Here is a 15,432-nt window from a genome sequence, read left to right on the forward strand (position 1 = left end):
CAGTGCATGCTTATTGTTTTAGCCTTTCGCCAAGTCTTCTTTTCTAAACGGCCCGGCCTTTTAGAAAAATTACAAAGGTATTTATTACTTCTTAAACAAACTTATCCTTTAGTGCTCCCCGGAGAACCCATCAAAAAGTTATCCCTTATGTTAACTTTTGATTACGCTTCCGTAGATTTTTATTCTTATATTTTTCCCTTCTTACAAGCTCATCAGATTCCTGCTATTGTTGGGATTGCTTGGAGGTACGTTGCTGAGGATTCCGCTATTTCTCTTTCTCTTGAGCATCGTTTAGCTCCTAGTGAAACTCTAGCTTTCCAAGATGAAGTCTTTGCTGATCATCAACCATTTTGTGCAAAACAAGAACTACAAGTACTAGCAGATTCTCCATATATACAATTGGCTTCATCGGGATTTGCAATTCGCAATTTACAATATGCTCCTCCCTATCTTGCTACAGAGATTTTCTTATCTAAGTATTTTATAGAAAAAACCTTAGGGAAAACTCCCTTAGGATTTTTCTATCCTTTTGGCAAATATGATGATACATGTGTAAAGGTAGTTAAAGAACACTACCCTTTTTCCTTTGTTTTAGGAAATACACTAAATAGAAAAAGTAAGTGCCACAAGATTTATCGTCTGGATATGACTCGCACGGCCTATACATTACCGAAGCTTATCCACAGTCCACAATACATTAAAAATTGGCTGATGGATAAATACGGGCAGACGTATTTACGCTGGCTCCCCAACAAAGAACGTATCAATTTTCAGGAAAGTTCTCGATAAAACTATGAGCGTACTCTAGCTAATATAGCTTGCAAAGCAGTCATAAAAATATCGATGTCTTCTTTATCGTTATATATCCCCAATGATACTCTAAGAACATGACCTAGATTCCACCGGTTCATAGCGGGCTGTGCACATTGATGACCTGTACGTACAGCTATTCCCTGAAGATCTAACAAACAACCAATATCAAAAGGATGAGCACCCTGGATTCTCAAACTCACCAGAGCTCCACGCGGCTGGTTTATCCCGGGACCTAATATCTGCATACCAGGGATTGTCATTAGTTCATTATAAAGATAATGCGTTAACTCTTCTTCTTGCTGATATAGGGTATCTGGAAGAGATTGTAGATAATCTATGGCAGCTCCCAATCCTAAAATAGAGGCTATGGGCGGAGTTCCTGCTTCAAATTTTAATGGGGCAGGAAGATACTCCGGATTCTCACTATCATAGATAGAGACCATATCCCCACCACCTTCTACAGGAGGAAGTTTCTCTAAAAGCTCCTTCTTACCATATAACACTCCTAATCCTGTAGGAGCGTACATCTTATGAGCTGAAAAAGCATAAAAATCGATATCCCAATCCACAACATCTACAGCAGTATGTGCAACTCCCTGAGCACCATCTACAGCAATATATGCTCCGTATCTATGAACTAAATGTGCTATTTGCTTTAGAGGCTGAATACATCCCGTAACATTACTCACATGTGCTATACTGACAAAAGAAGCCCCCGCCTTAAGCAATGTCTCTAAATGTTCTAGATCTACATAACCAGAATCATCAACAGCTACTTTCTTCACACAAGATCCACGTCTACGACAAGCTAGTTCCCAAGATAAAACATTTGCATGATGCTCTGCTTCGGAAACTAATACTACACCACCTTTAGGAATGAAAACATCGTTAGCAGATATTGCTAATAAGTTCAAAGATGCTGTAGTCCCTCGAGTAAAAACAATTTCCTCATCACACGAAGCCTGTATCCACTCGCGGATCTTCCCACGGACAATATTGTAATCTGCGGTAATGTTTTTCGAAGAACTATAGACATTACGGTTCACAGTAGCATACGTATTGCTATAAAAATCTGTAATAGACTCTATCACCTTCTTAGGCTTATGCGTAGTGGCAGCAGAATCTAGGTAAATGTAGGACTCTCCCTGAAGCTTTTTATTGGAAAAAATAGGAAAGTCTTCTTTTATCCTACACACCATCTATAGAGTGCTCCTTAGTTTCTTGTGATTGCATTTGCATTGACAATTTCGGAAAATGCTCTAGTGAGGGTTCTATAGATAGAAATCCTCGAACCAGTTTTTTCTGAGCTTCCTCACGTGTCATTCCCCGAGATTGCATATAAAATATCTGCTGGGGATCTAATGGTCCTACAGTAGCTCCGTGAGAAGCTTTAACATCATCAGTAAGGATTTCTAATCTTGGGAAAGTTGTTACACGAGCGCTATCGCTAAGTAACAACGTATCATGTTTTTGATAAGCATCGGTAAACATCCCACGAGAGGTCACATGAATACCTCCTTCAAAAAAGAAATGCCCTGAATACAAAATTGATCTGATATTCTGTCGTGATGTCGTAGATTCTGCATCATGATGCATAAGATTTCTGACCCACGTCTTTTTTGGAGACAGAGTAGAAACTAAAGATTCTCCATGAGAATTATTTCCTATCATAGAAAAGGTATTGTCAAACCAACCATAACCTCCAACGTCCTCTTGAAGACGTTGAGCTATAGAACAAGCCCCTTGCTCTTCGATGGTCGCTATATGTGACCAACTAATTCTTTCTTCGCTAATATATTTAGGTAGCATAGTTAAAGATAACTCAGCACCTTCAGATACAAAGACTTCTGTAACGCCATTAACAATAGCAAAGCTTTCAGCGACGCCACTTTCTCGTTCAGTATGATGAGAAACCTGGACAGAGCAGCTGGATTGCTTTCCTAAGATTAAGATGATCTTTGGAGAATAAATCACCTTATCATCTTGAGATGTTGGGAAACAAATATGACAAATATTCAAAGGTTCATTTACCTGAAATTCTTCAGGGATATAGATAACTACACCCTCTTCCTGAGAACATACAGCATTAAGAAATGCTAGAGGTTGTGTATCTACATCGTATCTTTGAATGAAGGTAGAGAAAACAGATTGCGCATCTTTTAACGACATTGATAACACACCTTCTGGTAATTGAGAAAGTGAGGGCTCATATTTACCGTTAATTAAAATACACTCGCAGGATAGAGAATTCTCATGATGCAACCAATGCTGCTTCGCTGTCTCAGATCCTCCTTGGGCGATATGGTACTTCTCTGGAGATTGCGTAAGATCCTTAAGCCAAGAAAAAGTACGGAAAATCTCTTTAAAAGATTCAGACTGAAAATGTTTTTCATAACATGCTTGTGTCGCTTGATGCACAGAAGAGCCTTTAGCTATAGGGCAGCTATGTTCTAGAAAACCCAACATATTACCCCCGAGAAGAGCAGGATAATACTTCGTGATAACTCTTTTCTTCTAGCTCTCGCATCAAAGAAACGCCCCCTGAACATGCTATATTTCCTTCTAACAGGATATGCACACGATCGGGCTGGAGAAGATTCCCTAATTTAGGGTTATGCGTAACTATGCAAATAGCACTCCTAGGATGGAGCTCGCGATATTTCTCAATGGTTTTACATATGAATCTTAAAGCATCCACGTCTAGTCCCGAGTCAGGCTCATCTAATAATATCATTTCTGGCTCCAAAACAAGCATTTGCCAAATCTCGTTTTTCTTTCTCTCCCCACCAGAAAATCCTTCATTGATATTTCTTTCTAAGAAATGCTCAAATGATTCAAATTCATAAGTCTCGGAAACAGAAGATAAAAGGATATTGAACTCTGGTTCTGCTATCTCTTCTTCTTGGCGAGAACGCCTACAAGCGTTGTAAGCATCCCTCAAAAAAAGCCTATTATTTACGCCAGGAATTTCTGGAGGTTGCTGGAACCCTATAAACAATCCCATCTGTGCACGTTCTTCAGGAGCTTTCTCTAATAAATCCTGACCTAATAAGCTAATATCTCCGGAGATAATAGATATGCTATCATCTCCTGATAATACTTTAGCGAAAGTAGATTTTCCTGCTCCATTAGGGCCCATAATAATATGTAATTCTCCCGGAGAGATGTGTAAATTTAAATCATCCAGGATTTTAATATCCTCACAGCATACGTGTAAGTTTTGTATATGTAGCATCAACTACCCCACGCTATTTTCCAACTTAACAAACAATAATTTTGAAGCTTCCCGAGCAAATTCTAAAGGCAGCTGTTCGATAATCTCACGGCAAAAACCGTGCACTACTAAACTTACAGCTTCTTCTGCGCTCAATCCTCTACTACGCAAATACATTAACTGATCCGCACGTAATTTTGATGTTGTCGCCTCATGTTCAACAGATGATTTGGAGTTGTCTACCGAAATCTTAGGATCAGTATAAGCTCCACACGACTGCCCGATCAGCATCGAATCACATTGTGTGTAATTACGACTTCCCACAGCTCCTTCTGAAATAGAAACAAGACTCCGGAAGGTGTTATGAGACTCCTCCGAAGAAATTCCTTTAGAAACTATTGTCGAAGTTGTTTTTTCCCCCACATGAATCATCTTCGTCCCAGTATCGGCTTGCATTTTGCCGTTTGTTAAAGCTATGGAGTAAAACTCTCCAACGCTTTCTTTCCCCCTCAAAATACAGCTTGGATACTTCCAAGTAATCGCTGCACCAACTTCAACCTGAGACCAAGAGATCTTTGATTTGTAACCTGAACACAAACCGCGCTTGGTTACAAAATTATAAATTCCACCCTTGCCCGTTTTCTTATCTCCAGAAAACCAATTTTGGACGGTAGAATAACGAACGACGGCCCGTTCATGCGCTACGAGTTCTACCACAGCCGCATGCAGCTGATGTGAAGAGAATGATGGGGCTGTGCACCCCTCAAGATAACTCACAAAAGAATCATCTTCTGCAATAATCAAAGTACGCTCGAACTGTCCCGACTCCTTATCGTTAATCCTGAAATATGTAGAAATCTCCATAGGGCAACGTACGCCCTTTGGAATATAGACAAAAGAACCGTCACTAAAAACAGCAGCATTTAAAGCTGCAAAATAGTTGTCTCTATGAGAAACAACTGATCCTAAATATTTTTTTATTAGCTCGGGATGTTCACGAATCGCTTCGCTCATTGAGCAAAAAATCACCCCGGCCTTATCTAAAGCTTCCTTAAATGTCGTTCCTATGGACACCGAATCAAAAACCAAATCCACAGCAACATTTTGAACGTTCAATAAACGTTTTTGCTCATCTAAAGGGATGCCTAATTTTTTAAAGGTGTCTAAGATTTCGGGGTCGGCTTCTTCTAAACGCCCTAAAGGATTTTTTTGCTTTGGGGCGGAAAAGTAGACTATATCCTCATAATCAATAGGACCATAATTCAATCTAGCCCAAGCAGGCTCCTGTAATTTTTTCCAATGCTGATAAGCTTTTAAACGGAAATCTAAAATGAAGGGAGGTTCATTACGCAGTTGGGAAATTCTTTCGATGGTCTCCTCACTGAGACCTCTAGTTAATCCCTCTGACTCTATAGGCGTGACGAAACCGTATGGATAATCTTCGTGATTCTGTAAAAAATCTTCTATGGATTGGCTCATAATGCCCTGCCTCTGCGTACGTAATGTTATTGTGTAGAACTGCACAAGGGCTTAACCAGACTAACAGATTTTCAATATTTTTCGAAGCATTTAAAGAAGGCGGGAAAGAAAAAGCGAAGCTCTAACTTTCCCGCCTGTTTAGAAAAGAATGTTAACGTTATTCATTCTTTTAGAGATCACACTTTGTGTTGAAAAAAAGCCGTAAGGCCTTGCAACACAAAATTATTTTAAGAGTTCTATTTTTTTTGTCCTTAAAGTTTCTATATTAATAGTAATTTTTTCTATCTTATAAAAATGTGGCCAGGCTTCAAAAAATGTTTATGTGATTTCTAACTTTATTGTTTACGGAAGCACATCCAATTTGCGTTCAAGCTGCCCTGAATATACGGTTTTTTGTAACAGTGGGGCGAACATAGAATCTTTTACAGTTAGAAATGACAATTCCTTTTCCGCTTTTTCTGATTGTCCTTCTATATGATAGAGATAACCGAGAAGATAATGAGAACGTTCATGTTCTAAATTGATTCCCAGCGCTCGATGAAAAGCATCAGATGCTAGTCGATTTTGCTTAAGATCCATATGGGCAAGACCGACATAAAAATGTGCGTCAGCATCTTCCTCATTTAAAAAGAGAGCTTCTTGAAAAGCTTTTAAAGCTAACCGTGTTTTATCTAAAGTGAGGTAACATAAACCTAAATTGTAGTGACCATCGGACAAATCGGGACGTAGCTGCACAACTCTTTCATAAGCTTCGGTAGCTTTATCCCATTGTTTATGACGTGAAAGCAAGTAACCCAACTTTATCCATGCTTTCCAATATAAAGGATTTTTACTTACTGTAGTCTCCAATAGATTAATAGCTTCCAGCTCTTTGTTCATATCTGTTAAAACAACAGCTTTATTGTACAAGCTCTGTGGGTTCCAAGCATCTAGTTCTAAAATCTTATCGAAGCATTCAATAGCTTCTGTATATTTGCCTAAACGATGATAAACTCCACCTAAACTAAACCAACATTCAGCATCATCTGGATGTAAAGCGACGTAAGCTCGGTATTGCTCTACAGCTTCTTCACAACGATTATCACGATCTAAAGCCACCCCGTAGCAATAACGCAAATAGCTATCACCAGGCTCAGACTCCAATCCTTTTGTGCACCAGGCTAATGCTTCAGGAATTCTTCCCGACTCTAAAGCAATGATTCCTAAATAACAATAGGCTAGCGCTGCTGTAGGATCTAACTCCAAAGTTTCTTTTAGTCTTCGTTCCGCCTGTTCGTATTCCCCACTCAAAAAGAAGTTAATTCCTGAGCAGAGAAATTCTTTCGCTAGATGTTTCGCAGCTTCTTCCATGAATTTTTCTCCTGGCACACAAGTTCGTTGACCTCGTATTTTACAGGAGCAAAAAGCGTGCCAACCCTTACCGATTGGCAGAAAAATCTTCTTTTTTTCTTATTTTATCCCACTTTTCTATCATTTTTACAGCTATAGGAGCAGCATCCCTTCCAAATTCTCCAAGGCGCAAATAGACAACTACAATAATATCGGGATGAGTAAGTTCAGCATCAGAAAAACCTATTGCAGCAAACCATACGTGCTTCATCTTCATACTTCCATATTGCCGATCTAAACCTACTCGTACTATGGATTCTGCCGTGCTCGTTTTTCCAATAATCCGAGTTAATAATTCGGGATTAAACTGATCACGAATACTTCGCGTAGTTCCATAATTACCCCAAATTACGTTATGCATACCTGTCTTTAATAACTCTGCTATACACTCAGGCATAAACACATCTCGTTTCTTCATAGGAGGCATTTCGGAAAATTCTTCTCCATTCCATTCCCCTAAAACTAAACTAGGGACATAAAGAGAGCCTCCATTGACTAACGCTGCCATCATCACAGCTGTCTGCAAAGGAGTAACAATAAGAGTATGTTGCCCTATAGCAGTGGCATACAATCCTGAACGATTGTAGGCCACATCATGAGGAATTACTCCGGAATATTCCCCAGGTAATCCTATACCTGTTTTCTCCCCAAAACCAAATAAAGATGCTGCGTGACACAGATCTTCAGGATCAGCAAGATGCTCACCAACAAGCAGAGAAAAATATGGGTTACTAGACATTTCTAAAGCAGCAATCAAATCGATGCGTCCACGTCCTGCATAGTCATTCTTTGGTAAAATTCCCCCATGATAAAATGAAGGAATAGGCGAGCCATCTTTAAAAAAGCCAACGTGCGGCTTAGAACTTACATAACCAAAAGACTGTCTATCAATAATGACAAGCAAACGAGATAAATAGTCTATATCGACATTCCCTCGCATTACTTCCTGAGATAATACAGAATAGGCAGAGACAAGCTTAAAGATAGATCCTAAAGTTGCTGCTTGCCCAAATGCATGTGGTCGCAGATATCCATAACCATAAGCAGGGTAAAATGCTGCGGCTAAATCTTGTTCTTTTTGAGGAACATTCCTTGTAAGCATTGGAGCGTAGTTACCATAAAGCGGTCTCTGAAGCTCCGAAAACTCTCTAAAAGACAAAAACAAATGAAGTAGATCAATTGAAGAATCAGAAAATTTCTGTTTTAAAAACTCATAATGTTCATACCAAGGCAACGCCTTATGCGCGCCACTTTCTAATTCTCCCTTCCATACAGCAAGAGCTTCATAATAAGCTTTTAGATGTTCTGTATTCCCTTGTCCAGAAAGTAAATATGCTAAAAACTTATCAAGGTAACAACGACGAAAATCTTGATATTGCGCACGTCTTTCCTCCAACAAATAGTCCACATACGGCGTAGGGTAACGTTGTTTTCTATCATTTTCCTCTTTACGCTTAACCTCTAGAAACTTTGCAAAATAAAGCTTTCTCCATTCCTTAAAATCTATCTCAACAAAAATATCTTCCACTATCTTAGAAAACGCACTACGCAAAGCTACGTAATGTCCCTGACACTCGAAAAACTCTGACAAAGAAAGAGATCCTACAGATAAAAGCAACTCAGGATGCAATTTCGAAGGATCAATAACCATCTGAAATAGATCTACGAGAAGAAGTTTATCATAATTCGCTGGTAATTCAGAAAAAAATGGTTCTAACTCTTTCTTAACATCCTCAATTTCTCTATCATAATTTTCACAGCAATGGGTTATCCATTGCTGTTGTTTTATGGAAATCACCTTACCTATAGCAATATGCTCTTGTTCAGAAGGAAATACTGCATCAAAGATAGAAGAACATGAACAATGTCCTTCAGAATACGAGAATATGTCTAATAAACGCTCGATACTCTGCTGTAGCGCAATGGCATTCTCTACAGTCCCATAACGCTTAACAACTGACTTAAGCTCTGAGGTATTTGGTAAAATAAAATCTAAGAAATAATCAAAAGTAAGAGACAGCTCCTCATCATAGTATAAACCAGTAAGAGGATCTCTTCTTTCACGACGCAAAGGAACTTTTCTGTCATATACCTCTGCAATATGTTCAGCATTTTCTAGCCAACGATATACCTCAGATCTCGCTTCAGAATCTGAACTTATCCGCATATCGATAAAATCATTATTGTGATAACGTGGAGATGATGCCATAGCCAATATCTGGCCATTGTTAGGATCTAAAGCAACGATCGCCCCTCCTTTAATCCAAGGAAATAAAGGAGGTAGAAGTTTTTGTTTCTTTAACGACTGTGTCGAGCGGAATTTCTCTGTCCTTTCATGATCTAAAAGTAAAGCATCTGCAAATGCCTGTAATTCTGTAGATAATGTTAGCTGTAGCTTCTTTCCAGAAGTTGCTGCAACTTCATTAAGACCTTGAATAAAGTTTCCACGACGATCTACAAGAACTGTTTTTTTCCCTAATTGACCTCGCAACTTTCCATCCCAACATGATTCTATACCCAACTTTCCAACTAATGCATTTAAACTATAAGCATTGTTCTCTAAGGAATTTAATAAAGAACGCACCTGGTCAATACTTGCTAAACCTTCAGGAAATTTCGGATCTTCTCCCTCCTCATATGCTCGAACGCATTCTCGCAGTTTACTTAATTCATGCGTGACTCGCTTATATTCTTGAGCGCTAATAGGTCCTACATAACCCAAAATATCAGAGGCCATCTTTCCCATAGGATAATAACGCCGTACAGTAGGCTCTATATGTAAACCAGGCCAATGTTTCGACATCATCTTTAATCTTAAATATGTACGTTCAGAAACATTGGCCTGAACCAAATATGGTACAGAGCCTAGTATAGAAGCTTTAGCATGGATACTATCTTCAATTGCATCCTTATCTAAATGCAACTCTTGAGCAAGAAGCTCTGATAAACGTGTGATATAATTTTTCCTAACAGGAATAAGCTCGCGAGTTCCATCTGCATGAACATGCCAAGCTCTAGACGGTAAATCACGAATAGCCCCATAAGCTACACTCACATCGTATTGCATCTTGTTTTCTGCCAATGCTTTCCCAAAACGATCACAAATCGTTGCGCGTTCAACAAGCTCAGGAATAACCCTCATCTGCGGTTTGTAAGCCTCTTCCAACTTCTGATCATGCTCAACAACAGCAAGATGCCATAAACGTACAGCAATTATTGCTAACGTTACGATAATTCCTGACAATAACCTATTTGTCTTTTCTGGAACTGTAAGATAAGAACGACGTTTCTTAGGGGGTTTCATAAAACAAATAGTAGGGTCTCAACCATTGTCTGGCAAGAGATTCGACTAGTTACAAACTAAGATTACAAAGCACAATAATTCACAAAATCCTGACGACTTTTGCAAACATGAAAATATTACAAATAAAAATACAAAAGTAAAAATTATCAAAAACTGTAATGTTTTATTAAATAATTTCTCTTTATTTTATTTGCAAAAATAAAGAATAACGCGTAATGATTCGAATATAAGAAAGCCTTTTTACACTCTTCTGTGAAGGCTATTCCAACTTATTCTAAGTGGCATAAGAAATAAAAGTGTATACAAAAATCTATTAGCTCACTTATTAGCAGATATAAGGAGTTATCACTTGAAATCTATGCCTGAAAACAGTCTTTTTTCTTATCGTCTTTACTATAATAAGAAAAGTTTGTTATGTTTTCGATTAATGAACTGTATGTTCATGCTTAAGGCTGTTTTCACTTGCAAGACACTCCTCAAAGCCATTAATTGCCTACAGGATATCTTGTCTGGCTTTAACTTGGACGTGGTGCCGCCAGAAGAGCAAATTAGAATAGCGAGCACAAAAAGAAAAGATACTAAGCATAATCTTTAGAGGTGAGTATGAAAAAACTCTTAAAATCGGCATTACTGTTTGCCGCTACGGGTTCCGCTCTCTCCTTACAAGCCTTGCCTGTAGGGAATCCAGCTGAACCAAGTTTATTAATCGATGGCACTATGTGGGAAGGTGCTTCAGGTGATCCTTGTGATCCTTGCTCTACTTGGTGTGATGCTATCAGCATCCGTGCAGGATACTACGGAGATTATGTTTTCGATCGCGTATTAAAAGTTGATGTTAATAAAACTATAACTGGCATGGCAGCTGCTCCTACAGGAGCTACTGGAACAGCTTCTGGGACTACTACTCCAGTAGAAAGACCTAACCTTGCTTATGGTAAACATATGCAAGACGCAGAATGGTTCACAAACGCTGCTTATTTAGCATTAAATATTTGGGATCGTTTCGATGTTTTCTGCACTTTAGGCGCTACTAATGGCTATCTTAAATCCAATTCTGCAGCCTTTAGTCTCGTTGGCTTAATTGGGGTTGCAGGAACATCAATAAATGCTAACGAACTTCCTAACGTATTCATGACACAAGGCGTTGTAGAACTTTATACAGACACAACATTCTCTTGGAGCGTTGGTGCGCGAGGAGCTTTATGGGAATGTGGTTGTGCAACTTTAGGAGCAGAGTTCCAATACGCTCAATCCAATCCTAAAATAGAAACTCTTAATGTAATCTGTAATACTGCACAATTTGCAATGCATAAGCCTAGGGGCTATAAGAATCAAGCCTTCCCTCTACCTCTAAATGCAGGAACAGATGCGGCTCAAGGAACTAAATCTGCCACAATTAAATATCACGAATGGCAGGTTGGTATGGCTCTCTCTTACAGATTGAATATGCTTGTTCCATATATTGGAGTAAAATGGTCAAGGGCTACATTTGATGCCGATTCTATCCGCATTGCTCAGCCTAAATTAGCTACAGCTATTTTAGACTTAACAGCTTGGAATCCTACATTATTGGGAAGCGCTACATCCGTTGATCAAAGCAATAAATTTGCCGATTTCATGCAGATTGTTTCCATGCAAGTTAATAAAATGAAATCTAGAAAAGCTTGTGGTGTAGCTATTGGTGCAACTTTAATCGATGCTGATAAATGGTCAATCACTGGTGAAGCACGCTTAATTGATGAAAGAGCTGCTCATTTGAACGCTCAATTCAGATTCTAAGGATTTAGTTTATACTATCCTAACTTTTTGTCCCGCTATCAGAACCTGGAACATCTGGGTTCTGATTTTTTATTTTATAGACCCTCTTTTACCTTCATAAACTTCAAATCTCTTTTCTAAAATCCATTCGCATAAGAATTAATCTCCTATCTAAAATTTTCTAGAAGCTAGGAACCTAGAGATTACAATCTTGCGTAAAAAGCTTTATTAAATTAACATCTCCTTTTTAGTGCGCGCCCGTAGCTCAATGGTAGAGCTGTAGCCTTCCAAGCTACCGGTGTCAGTTCGATTCTGATCGGGCGCTTTTCTAAACGTCACCAAGACTGAAATCTTGACGTTAGATCAAGATGCCATTGTTAATATATTCAAGAAATAGAGGTACAAAGCTTGGAAGAACAACCACTATGCAATCTTTCAGTTAAAGACTTAATGGAAGCGGGGGCTCATTTTGGGCACCAAACGCGAAGATGGAACCCAAAGATGAAACTTTACATCTTTGAGGAGAAGAATGGTCTTTATATCATCAATCTAGCAAAAACTCTTTACCAATTACGTGCGGCACTGCCACAAGTATGTAAGGTTATTAAAGAGAATAAGCCTATTCTTTTCGTAGGAACGAAAAAACAAGCCAAATGTGTCATCAAAGAAGCTGCTATAGAAGCTGGTGAATACTTTGTTGCTGAGAGATGGTTAGGCGGCATGTTAACCAACATGACGACTATCAGAAACTCGATTAAAACTTTGGATAAAATCGAAAAAGATCTTACTCAAAATAGTTCTTACCTTACAAAGAAAGAAATCGCCTTACTAGCTAAACGCCATCAGAAATTATTGAAAAACTTGGAAGGTATTCGTTACCTAAGAAAGATTCCTGGTTTAGTCATAGTTGTTGACCCTAGTTATGAAAAAATTGCTGTTGCGGAAGCCAAAAAGCTTGGCATTCCTGTATTGGCATTAGTTGATACAAATTGTGATCCAACCCCTATCGATCATGTTATTCCATGTAACGATGACTCTTTAAAAAGTATTCGCTTAATCGTTAGCTCTATTAAAGATAATATCATAAATACCAAGAAAAAACTTGGCATTGAGATTGTTTCCCCAATTAAAGCTTTAAGTACCGAAGACGCATCTGAAGAGATCGATGTTTACGCAACAGGCGATGACAATCGTCAAGAAGATCTATTGGCAAAAAAATACGATAGTGATGAGGCTAACTAATGAGCAACTTTTCAATGGAAACCCTCAAACTCTTAAGACAACAGACCGGTGTGGGGTTAACCAAATGTAAGGAAGCTTTAGCTGAATGTAATGGAAATCTTGAAGAAGCTGTTGTTCACTTACGTAAGTTAGGTCTTGCCTCTGCTAGTAAAAAAGAGCATAGAGAGACAAAAGAAGGCGTTATTGCAGCAAAGAGTGATGCTCGAGGCACTGCTGTTGTTGAAGTTAACGTAGAAACAGATTTCGTAGCTAATAACTCTGTATTTCGATCTTTCGTTGACGGCCTTGTTGAAGATGTCTTAAATCATAAAGTAGACAGTGTTGATGCATTGCTACAACTTCCTTCATCTCAAGACGCTTCTCTTACAGTTGATGAGTTACGCGCTGTAACCATGCAAACCGTTGGAGAAAATATCCGCATTAACAGAATCAAATATTTACCAAAAACAACAGAAGAAAGTGTGGGCATCTACTCTCACGGTAACGGAAAAGCTGTTTCTGTAACTATTCTTTCTGGAGTTGCTGATAAAGAAAGCCTGGCTAAAGATATTTCTATGCACATCGTGGCAGCCCAGCCTCTGTTTTTAAATAAAGAAAGCGTACCTGCGGATGCTTTAGAAAGAGAAAAAGAAGTAATTTCTTCTCAAATACAAGGAAAACCTCAAGCTGTTATTGATAAGATTATCAGTGGCAAATTGGGAACATTCTTCCAAGATGTTTGTCTACTAGAACAAGCTTTCATTAAAAATCCTGATATAACCATTAATGGTTTGCTTGATGACGCTAGTAAAACTAGTGGCAATTCCGTCGAAGTGAAAGAATTCATTTTATGGAAAATAGGAGCTTAATCAGCGAGAGGAAATATGTCTAAGCGAATAACACGAGTCTTATTTAAGATTTCTGGAGAGTCTCTCTCAACAGATAGTGGAAACCGGATTGATGAAGTTCGTTTGTCCAGATTAGTAGCAGAATTACGTGCTGTACGCAACTGCGATATCGAAACGGCTCTTGTTATAGGCGGTGGAAATATCTTAAGAGGACTTGCTCAGCAAAAAGAACTACAAATCAATCGAGTATCTGCGGACCAAATGGGAATGCTAGCTACTTTAATTAATGGTATGGCTGTAGCAGATGCACTGAAAGCTGATGATATCCCCTGTTTACTAACTTCTACTCTTTCTTGTCCTCAACTTGCAGACTTATATACTCCTCAAAAATCTGCAGAAGCTTTAAGTCAAGGTAAAGTCTTAATTTGCACAACAGGAGCAGGTTCACCTTATTTAACAACGGATACGGGAGCTGCTTTGCGTGCTTGTGAGTTAAAGGCGGATATCCTACTTAAAGCAACAATGCATGTTGATGGAGTGTATGATAAAGATCCTCGTGTATTTAACGATGCTGTGAAATATGACCGCATTAGTTACAAGGATTTCTTATCTCAGGGATTAGGCGTTATGGACGCCTCTGCTATATCTTTATGTATGGATTCCAACATTCCTATTCGAGTCTTTAGTTTTGTTAAGCATTCTTTAGAGCAAGCTATCTTTGACGAGAATATTGGAACATTAATTTGTGGAGACGCTGAGCATGTCCAGTCTAACTGACACTGAAAAAAAAATGGCTGCTGCCTTGGAATTCTTCCATAAAGAAGTTAGATCATTTAGAACAGGAAAAGCTAATCCTGCTTTAGTAGAAACAGTGACTGTGGATGTATACGGAACTACAATGAGGCTATCTGATTTAGCCTCTATTTCGGTAGCAGATACACGTCAGTTAGTGATTTCTCCTTATGATGCGAATAACGTGTCTGCAATATCTAAGGGTATTATTGCCGCAAATTTAAATTTGCAACCCGATGTAGAAGGGACCATAGTACGTATTAAGGTTCCTGAGCCTACCGCGGAATATAGGAATGAAGTTATTAAGCAGTTACGTCGCAAATCTGAGGAAGCGAAGATAACCATTCGTAACATTCGCAGAGAGTCTAACGACAAGTTAAAGAAAGATTCTGACTTAACAGAAGATGCTGTTAAAGGAATGGAGAAGAAGATCCAGGAATTAACAGATAAATTCTGTAAGCAAATTGACGAAATTACGAAGCAAAAAGAAGCTGATCTTTCGTCGATATGATTTGCTCTGTTTCTTATGTGTAATCTTTATCTACCTCTCTTTCTTTGGTTTTTCATATGAAACAAAGAGAGGAAAAGATTGCTCTAAAGGAATAGAACTAGTA

Annotated in this window: 12 protein-coding genes and 1 tRNA gene; 7 read left to right on the forward strand and 6 right to left on the reverse strand. The window is 38.6% G+C overall.

Annotated elements, in window-relative coordinates:
• Positions 1 to 6 precede the first annotated feature (6 nt).
• Positions 7 to 789 carry a polysaccharide deacetylase family protein gene (locus O1W69_RS01240; RefSeq protein WP_375793722.1) on the forward strand — a complete coding sequence of 261 codons (783 nt, stop codon included), beginning with the start codon at positions 7 to 9 and terminating at the stop codon, positions 787 to 789.
• A gap of 2 nt (positions 790 to 791) precedes the next feature.
• Here O1W69_RS01240 and O1W69_RS01245 read toward each other — a convergent pair whose 3' ends face one another.
• The 6 genes from O1W69_RS01245 to O1W69_RS01270 form a co-directional block, all read right to left on the reverse strand.
• Entirely contained in the window at positions 792 to 2,009 is a 1,218-nt protein-coding gene (locus O1W69_RS01245) for a SufS family cysteine desulfurase (protein ID WP_375793979.1), read from the reverse strand.
• Positions 2,002 to 3,279 (reverse strand): SufD family Fe-S cluster assembly protein, encoded by a 1,278-nt coding sequence (locus O1W69_RS01250; protein ID WP_375793723.1) that lies wholly within the window; start codon positions 3,277 to 3,279, stop codon positions 2,002 to 2,004. The genes O1W69_RS01245 and O1W69_RS01250 overlap by 8 nt, the downstream gene beginning before the upstream one ends.
• A 1-nt stretch (position 3,280) precedes the next feature.
• The gene (sufC, locus tag O1W69_RS01255) at positions 3,281 to 4,048 is read right to left on the reverse strand and encodes a Fe-S cluster assembly ATPase SufC (protein ID WP_375793724.1); all 768 of its coding nucleotides are present in this window, start codon (positions 4,046 to 4,048) and stop codon (positions 3,281 to 3,283) included.
• A 3-nt stretch (positions 4,049 to 4,051) separates the two neighbouring features.
• A complete protein-coding gene (sufB, locus tag O1W69_RS01260) occupies positions 4,052 to 5,506 on the reverse strand; it encodes a Fe-S cluster assembly protein SufB (RefSeq protein ID WP_375793980.1) in 1,455 nt (484 codons plus the stop codon).
• Positions 5,507 to 5,848: 342 nt separating this feature from the next.
• A complete protein-coding gene (locus O1W69_RS01265; RefSeq protein ID WP_375793725.1) occupies positions 5,849 to 6,856 on the reverse strand; it encodes a tetratricopeptide repeat protein in 1,008 nt (335 codons plus the stop codon).
• Positions 6,857 to 6,923: 67 nt separating this feature from the next.
• On the reverse strand, positions 6,924 to 10,199 hold the full coding sequence (locus O1W69_RS01270) for a penicillin-binding transpeptidase domain-containing protein (protein ID WP_375793726.1): 3,276 nt from the start codon (positions 10,197 to 10,199) through the stop codon (positions 6,924 to 6,926).
• Positions 10,200 to 10,802: 603 nt separating this feature from the next.
• Between O1W69_RS01270 and O1W69_RS01275 the strand changes: the two genes are divergently transcribed.
• From O1W69_RS01275 to frr, 6 genes are all read left to right on the forward strand, one after another.
• Positions 10,803 to 11,978 carry a porin gene (locus O1W69_RS01275; protein WP_375793727.1) on the forward strand — a complete coding sequence of 392 codons (1,176 nt, stop codon included), beginning with the start codon at positions 10,803 to 10,805 and terminating at the stop codon, positions 11,976 to 11,978.
• Positions 11,979 to 12,211: 233 nt separating this feature from the next.
• Positions 12,212 to 12,282 (forward strand) — tRNA-Gly (locus O1W69_RS01280).
• A gap of 125 nt (positions 12,283 to 12,407) precedes the next feature.
• Positions 12,408 to 13,199 (forward strand): 30S ribosomal protein S2, encoded by a 792-nt coding sequence (gene rpsB, locus O1W69_RS01285; RefSeq protein ID WP_375793981.1) that lies wholly within the window; start codon positions 12,408 to 12,410, stop codon positions 13,197 to 13,199.
• Complete coding sequence (tsf, locus tag O1W69_RS01290; protein WP_375793728.1) at positions 13,199 to 14,047, forward strand: translation elongation factor Ts; 849 nt, start codon at positions 13,199 to 13,201, stop codon at positions 14,045 to 14,047. Before rpsB ends, tsf begins: the two co-directional genes overlap by 1 nt.
• A 15-nt stretch (positions 14,048 to 14,062) precedes the next feature.
• Entirely contained in the window at positions 14,063 to 14,803 is a 741-nt protein-coding gene (pyrH, locus tag O1W69_RS01295; protein WP_375793729.1) for a UMP kinase, read from the forward strand.
• Positions 14,787 to 15,329, forward strand: coding sequence for a ribosome recycling factor (frr, locus tag O1W69_RS01300; RefSeq protein WP_375793730.1), 543 nt, complete (start codon positions 14,787 to 14,789; stop codon positions 15,327 to 15,329). Before pyrH ends, frr begins: the two co-directional genes overlap by 17 nt.
• Positions 15,330 to 15,432: the final 103 nt, after the last annotated feature.

The sequence above is a fragment of the Chlamydia sp. 12-01 genome (assembly GCF_042234205.1).
In the GTDB taxonomy this organism is placed as follows: domain Bacteria; phylum Chlamydiota; class Chlamydiia; order Chlamydiales; family Chlamydiaceae; genus Chlamydia.

What these genes read in the sequence shown, in the direction of transcription:
- O1W69_RS01240 (WP_375793722.1), top strand. Translation starts at nt 7, where the DNA reads ATGCTTATTGTTTTAGCCTTTCGCCAAGTCTTCTTTTCTAAACGGCCC.
- O1W69_RS01250 (WP_375793723.1), bottom strand. Translation starts at nt 3,279, where the DNA reads ATGTTGGGTTTTCTAGAACATAGCTGCCCTATAGCTAAAGGCTCTTCT.
- sufC (WP_375793724.1), bottom strand. Translation starts at nt 4,048, where the DNA reads ATGCTACATATACAAAACTTACACGTATGCTGTGAGGATATTAAAATC.
- sufB (WP_375793980.1), bottom strand. Translation starts at nt 5,506, where the DNA reads ATGAGCCAATCCATAGAAGATTTTTTACAGAATCACGAAGATTATCCA.
- O1W69_RS01265 (WP_375793725.1), bottom strand. Translation starts at nt 6,856, where the DNA reads ATGGAAGAAGCTGCGAAACATCTAGCGAAAGAATTTCTCTGCTCAGGA.
- O1W69_RS01270 (WP_375793726.1), bottom strand. Translation starts at nt 10,199, where the DNA reads ATGAAACCCCCTAAGAAACGTCGTTCTTATCTTACAGTTCCAGAAAAG.
- O1W69_RS01275 (WP_375793727.1), top strand. Translation starts at nt 10,803, where the DNA reads ATGAAAAAACTCTTAAAATCGGCATTACTGTTTGCCGCTACGGGTTCC.
- rpsB (WP_375793981.1), top strand. Translation starts at nt 12,408, where the DNA reads ATGGAAGCGGGGGCTCATTTTGGGCACCAAACGCGAAGATGGAACCCA.
- tsf (WP_375793728.1), top strand. Translation starts at nt 13,199, where the DNA reads ATGAGCAACTTTTCAATGGAAACCCTCAAACTCTTAAGACAACAGACC.
- pyrH (WP_375793729.1), top strand. Translation starts at nt 14,063, where the DNA reads ATGTCTAAGCGAATAACACGAGTCTTATTTAAGATTTCTGGAGAGTCT.
- frr (WP_375793730.1), top strand. Translation starts at nt 14,787, where the DNA reads ATGTCCAGTCTAACTGACACTGAAAAAAAAATGGCTGCTGCCTTGGAA.